Annotated in this window: 1 protein-coding gene; it reads left to right on the top strand. The window is 78.0% G+C overall.

What is annotated here, in order from left to right:
• Positions 1–650: nucleoside hydrolase (locus tag GTW08_RS19970; RefSeq protein WP_161152374.1), on the top strand; the 650-nt coding region annotated here is incomplete at both ends.

The raw sequence follows: 650 nt of genomic DNA, 5'->3' as shown, positions 1-650 counted from the left end.
CGGCTCCGACGGGCTCGGCGGGCGCGCTGCGTCGCTGCCCGGCCCCGCCGCACCGATGCCCGGGTCCGGGGCCGCGTTGATGGCGCGGGTCCTCGAGGAGGCGACCGAGCCGGTCACGATCGCCTCGATCGGCCCGCTCACCGACACCGCGATCCTGCTGGCCGCCCGCCCGGATCTGGTGGGGCGGATCGAGCGGGTCGTCGTCATGGGCGGGGCGATCGGCGGCGGGAACGTCACCGGTGCCGCCGAGTTCAACGTCCACGCCGACCCGGAGGCCGCCCACCGTGTCCTGGCCCAGGACCCCGGCGAGGGCTCCGTGCCGGTCGCGCTGGTGCCCCTGGAGACCACGCTGGGCTGTGCCGCGGGCCCGGAGTGGGTCGCCGCACTGGGCGACGCCGACCCGGTCGGCGCCGAGCTGGCCGCGATGATCGCCCCGTACATGCGGTTCTACCGGGAACGCTACGGCCGCGACGCGGTCGCCCTGCACGACGCGACGGCGCTGCTGGAGTGCGTCGCACCCGGGTCGCTGACGCCGACGCCGACGGCGCTGACCGTGGACACCGGGTTCGGCCCCGCCCGCGGGGCGACCGTGCCCGCCGGACCCGGCACCCGCCCGGTGGACGTGCTGTCCGCGCCGGACGTGCCGGCCG

This window comes from Pseudonocardia sp. SID8383, from assembly GCF_009864975.1.
Taxonomy (GTDB): domain Bacteria; phylum Actinomycetota; class Actinomycetes; order Mycobacteriales; family Pseudonocardiaceae; genus Pseudonocardia; species Pseudonocardia alni.
This window is presented reverse-complemented; position numbering and strand designations above follow the sequence as displayed.